Origin of the sequence: Candidatus Binatus sp., from assembly GCF_036567905.1 — a bacterium.
GTDB lineage: Bacteria > Desulfobacterota > Binatia > Binatales > Binataceae > Binatus.
The window spans coordinates 1-4,690 of record NZ_DATCTO010000055.1; the positions used below are offsets into that span (position 1 = coordinate 1).

At 61.1% G+C, this 4,690-nt stretch carries 3 protein-coding genes and 1 pseudogene; 2 read left to right on the forward strand and 2 right to left on the reverse strand.

What is annotated here, in order from left to right; all coding sequences use genetic code 11:
- Window positions 1–756: 756 nt before the first annotated feature.
- The gene (locus VIO10_RS08935; RefSeq protein WP_331962557.1) at window positions 757–1,794 is read left to right on the forward strand and encodes a rod shape-determining protein; all 1,038 of its coding nucleotides are present in this window, start codon (window positions 757–759) and stop codon (window positions 1,792–1,794) included.
- Window positions 1,795–1,864: 70 nt separating this feature from the next.
- Here the strand turns inward: VIO10_RS08935 and VIO10_RS08940 are convergent.
- Together VIO10_RS08940 and VIO10_RS08945 are read right to left on the reverse strand one after the other, a co-directional pair.
- A pseudogene (locus VIO10_RS08940) lies at window positions 1,865–2,044 on the reverse strand (sigma factor-like helix-turn-helix DNA-binding protein); the annotation flags it as partial.
- Between the two features lie 60 nt (window positions 2,045–2,104).
- Window positions 2,105–3,781 carry a tetratricopeptide repeat protein gene (locus tag VIO10_RS08945; RefSeq protein WP_331962552.1) on the reverse strand — a complete coding sequence of 559 codons (1,677 nt, stop codon included), beginning with the start codon at window positions 3,779–3,781 and terminating at the stop codon, window positions 2,105–2,107.
- 165 nt (window positions 3,782–3,946) lie between these two features.
- On the opposite strand from VIO10_RS08945, the gene VIO10_RS08950 reads away from it, so the two are divergent.
- Entirely contained in the window at window positions 3,947–4,300 is a 354-nt protein-coding gene (locus VIO10_RS08950; protein ID WP_331962555.1) for a hypothetical protein, read from the forward strand.
- Window positions 4,301–4,690: the final 390 nt, after the last annotated feature.

Below are 4,690 nucleotides of genomic sequence, written 5' to 3' on the forward strand. Positions count from 1 at the left end.
GCCCCAACACCTTCGCGCAGTTGAGCGCGCACGCGCGTCGCGCGCTCAAGCGGATGCGCCGCAGACCCTCCCTGGTCATGGCCTTCTGGCAGCAGGCCGACCTCTTCCCCTTGTAAGTATATTATGCGAAGCTCAATAATATGGGATCAGTCCTGGGCGGGCTGCATCATCACCACGTCAGGGATTGGGTTTTCACTCGGCACAGCCATTTCTGAAACGGGTTATAAGGTCCTGATGGGCGCAGATGCGCGCGCGCTTGGGCGTGGTTTCGGGAATACCGGGACCGCAGTTAGGAGAATAATGGCGCGGAGAACGAGGCACGCGTTGGCTTCACCATGAGGGCATATTTTCCACGCGTGGCTTCCTTAATCACTATAGTTTAACACACGAGCCCCCGAATAGATACCTGTCCCTACTCAAAACTCCATTTACTAGGAAAATGCTAGGGATTTGCTATTGGCGGCCGTAACGTGGTCCGCAAGGTCAGGTTAGTTCGCGCGATTGATCCGTAGAGCCAGACCGAGAGCATGCGATACGAGCGGTGAAGGCCGCGTAGAACTCTAGCCTTCCCTTGCATTCGGAGTTTTGAGTAGGCACACCATAGCGATCGCCGATTGTCTGAGCTAGCGTTTGATCAAACCTCCTCGAACGCGGAATGTTCCTCAAGCTTGGGGTGCGTTGGCGGGTGTTATTCGGGCTGGGCAATCCGGGCGGCGCCCAGGTCTCAACCGGGCCGGCAAGGGGCGTAATTCGGTGATCATCAATTCAATTTTTGGCTGGTTCTCCGATGATCTCGCGATCGATCTCGGCACCGCCAACACCCTGATTTACGTCAAGGGCAAAGGGATCGTTTGCAACGAGCCTTCGGTGGTCGCGGTGCAAAGGAACTCGCGCGGCTCGCGGCGAGTGTTGGCGATCGGTTCCGAGGCGAAAAAGATGCTCGGGCGCACGCCCGCCTCGATCGTCGCGATTCGGCCGCTTAGGGACGGCGTGATCGCCGACTTCGAGATCACCGAGAACATGCTCCGCTACTTCATCCGGAAGATTCACCCGGGCAAGACCCTGGTGCGTCCGCGCCCGCGAATCGTCATCGGCGTGCCCGGCGGGATCACCGCGGTCGAAAAGCGCGCGGTGCGCGAGTCGGCGGAGTCGGCGGGCGCGCGCGAAGTCTATCTGATCGAGGAGCCGATGGCGGCGGCGATTGGCGCGGGCCTTCCGATCACGGAGCCGACTGGCAATATGATCGTCGATATCGGCGGCGGCACCACCGAAGTCGCGGTGATCTCGCTGGCCGGCGTCGTCTTCACGCGCTCGGTGCGCGTCGGGGGCGACAAAATGGATGAAGCGATCATCCATCACATCCAGCGCAAGTACAACTTGCTGATCGGCGAGCGCACCGCTGAACTGATCAAGATCACGATCGGATCGGCCTACCCCGGCAACGAAATCCAGACCATGGAGATCAAGGGACGCGACCTGGTCGCCGGAGTGCCGAAGACAATCGAGATCACCGACGAGGAAATTCGCGAGGCGCTGATGGAACCGGTGCGCCAGGTGGTCGAATCGGTGCGAATCGCGCTCGAACGCACTCCCCCGGAGCTCGCCTCCGACATCGTGGACAAGGGAATCGTGCTGGCCGGCGGTGGCGCGCTGCTGCGCAACCTCGACGTTCTGCTCCGCGAAGAAACGGGGCTGCCGGTCACGCTGGCAGACGATCCGCTGACGGCGGTCGTGATGGGCGCGGGGAAGGTGCTGGACGAACTGTCGCTGCTGCGCGCCGTGACCCTTGACTGATTTTTCGGGCGGATACTTGCTGACAATGCGCCCGCGTTTCGGGGCCGAATAGTTCCCACGGGTGCCGAGGCTACTCGCGTTCCATGAAGCCCTCGAAGTTGCGCGAGCGTCCAGTTCGGCGCAGCTTGCGCAGCACCTTCGCCTCGATTTGGCGAATACGTTCGCGCGCGACGGCGAACAGTTTGCCGACCTCTTCGAGGGTGCAGTCGGTCTTCTGGCCGATTCCGAAGCGTATCCGCAGGATCTGTTGGAATAGCCGGAGTTATCGCAGCAGAAGCAGAATGGATTCGACCGGGTACTCCGGTCAGCGTCAGCGTCCGTCCGCCGACGCTTGATCTGTTTCGCCGTGGGACGCACTGGCCGCGACACGCAGAGGTTCAAGCTCGATATCGGCGTAGCGCCAGGCGTCCTTGAACTGCGCCTTGTACTTTGCGGCCTCGTCCTTCTTGCCTTCGGCTTCGAGACATTGCGAGAGTCCATAAAGCGATCGCGGATTGCCAGGGTTGACCTTCAGATCGGCGCGATAGATTGCCTCCGCCGACTGCGGCTGCCCTTGCGCGAACAACTCGGCTCCCAGCCGCTCGCGCACCGGGAAGTACCACAGCGGCGGCTCTTCATAGGCCAGCGCATCCTGCATCGCGACCGCCTCGGCGAAGTCCTGCTCGGCAAGCTTGTGGTCATTCTTCGCAGACGCGATCTCGCCGGCCAGCACTTTGGCTGAGAGAGCTGTCGTCTTCTTCGCGGTGTTGCCGTTACCGAGCGGGCGGTCGGGAGGAATCGCCGCGACGATCGCATCGAGGGCACGCTGCTCCTTCGCCGCAGCGGCCAACTTACCTTGCCCGGCATACGCCAGTCCGCGCGCGTAGTGCCAGATGGCGCTCGTATAAGGCAGGCCTTCCGGCGGCTGCGGCTCCCGCAGAATCGCGTCCCACTTCGAGAAGCGAGCCTCGACCATGTAGGGCATCGGAACCAGGAACTCGGCCATCGGCATCGAGCGAACGGCGTCGGGCGGCACTCGCGTCTCCAGCAGGTGCGCGGTCTTCAGCGCATCGACGCTGCGCCCCTCCATCATCTGCGAGTAGCAGAGGAACTGGATGTTGTGGGTGCGGTACATCAATCGATAAACGCCGCCCTCCCCGGTCTTTCCGAGGAAGGCGTCATCAACCTTGATAGCGTTTTCGTTGGTCGCGGCTGAGTCATGGAAACGTCCGGTGCGGATGTAGATGTGCGAGGGCATGTGGACCAGATGGCCGGCGCCGGGCGCGAGTGCGGCGAGCCGGTCGGCGCTTGCCATCGCGCGCGACGGATTCGGCGACGCCTCGATGGCGTGAATGTAGTAGTGATTCGCCCCCAGGTGGTTGGGATCTCTTTTCAGCACTTCCTCGAGCGTCGCGACAATCTCCAGCGTGTTGGGACCCGGCTTGCCGTCGAGACTCCAGAGTTGCCACGGGTGCAGGTCCATCAACGATTCGGCAAACAGCGTCTGGACGTCGAGATCGTCGGGATACCGATGCGCGACCGTGCGCATCGCATTCGCGTATGCTTCATCGAGCGCCGGTGAGCCGTTTCCGTCGCTGCCGTAGCGATTCATCAGCACCTCGATCAGGTCGCGCTCCTCGGGCGTCGCGTTGGCCTCTAGGGAACGGGCGCGGCGCACCGCATCGTAAGCTTTCCGACCGCGCTGCGCGTCTTCGGGCAGGTTGTAGTTTGGCCCGAGCACCAGCGCGATTCCCCACGGCGCCATGGCCATCTTCGGGTCGAGCTTCGCGGCCTGCTCGAACGAGAGCTCGGCCTCGTCGTGGTTAAAGCCGTAGGTGAACGCCAGCCCCTGATCGAAATACTTCTGCGCGAGCGGCGAACTGGTCGTGACTGGATGATGCACTGCGCCGAGACCGGAATAGAGCGGTACCTCCCCAGCCGCAGCCGACTGGGCAATCGCCGCGCCGATGAGCACTGCTGTCGCGAGCAGAGAGTTTCGATGCAGCATGAGGCACCCAGCGAGAAACGAGGACTTTCCACCGCGGCTCTCTCAAGAGCCGATCGAGGTCAACCTATATACGGGAGCATTGCGAAATGCCAGACACTTTCCAGTTGGAGCAACTTGGAATCCGGGCGGAGTGAAACCGGGCCGAGGTTCGAGGCGGAAGGTGCATTGGCCACAGAACTTGAAGCCCGGCGGATTCTGAAAGCAGAATTGTCGAAGCCGCATTTTGAGCGACGCACTCTGTGGCAAACAACTCTCGGATGCAGCTTCACCTTGTGCCTGCTGAAAATCCCGCACGCGTTGAAAACGCTGGAGTTTTTGTTTGGCCACCGTAACGTCGCGGGCATGCTCGCGCTTTTGTCTGCGCTCGAAGTGGTTGATCCGGCCGGGCATTGCCGGTTTAAGGGAGCGGGAGGCGGCGGTGCGTTAAGGATCTTCACGCCGCGAATAGCGGTCAGCGGTGAAAGGGTCTCCTTTTTGACCAATTTGTCGTCGCGGATGTACGCAATCCGCTCACGATGATGGCCGAGATACCGGGCGCGTACACTGCCAGGATGAACAACGGATTTGCGACGGATATCTTTCCGAAGACCGCCGTCAACTGAGCCGGAAACAGCGCAAAGCAGGCGCCCGGGCCCCACATGAGACCAAACGTCAATGCAAAGAACGTTAGTAGCGGGCGTCGTTTCATCGCGATCGTTTTATCGAAGCAGGCAAACTTTGCCCTTGAGAGCAGTGGAGAGATTTCGGCCTGAGAGTGTCAGGTCGAGAACATCGCGGTCAATGCGTAGAACTCACTGCGGATGCAATGTACTCGCTGCGCCAGTTGTCAAAGTGCAGGAAGTTCGTGTCGAGGTGAGATCATCGCGGCGCGCATAAATGTTTGACCAAGGCGGGCGCGACCCACGGGTC

What these genes read in the sequence shown, in the direction of transcription:
- VIO10_RS08945 (WP_331962552.1), bottom strand. Translation starts at nt 3,781, where the DNA reads ATGCTGCATCGAAACTCTCTGCTCGCGACAGCAGTGCTCATCGGCGCG.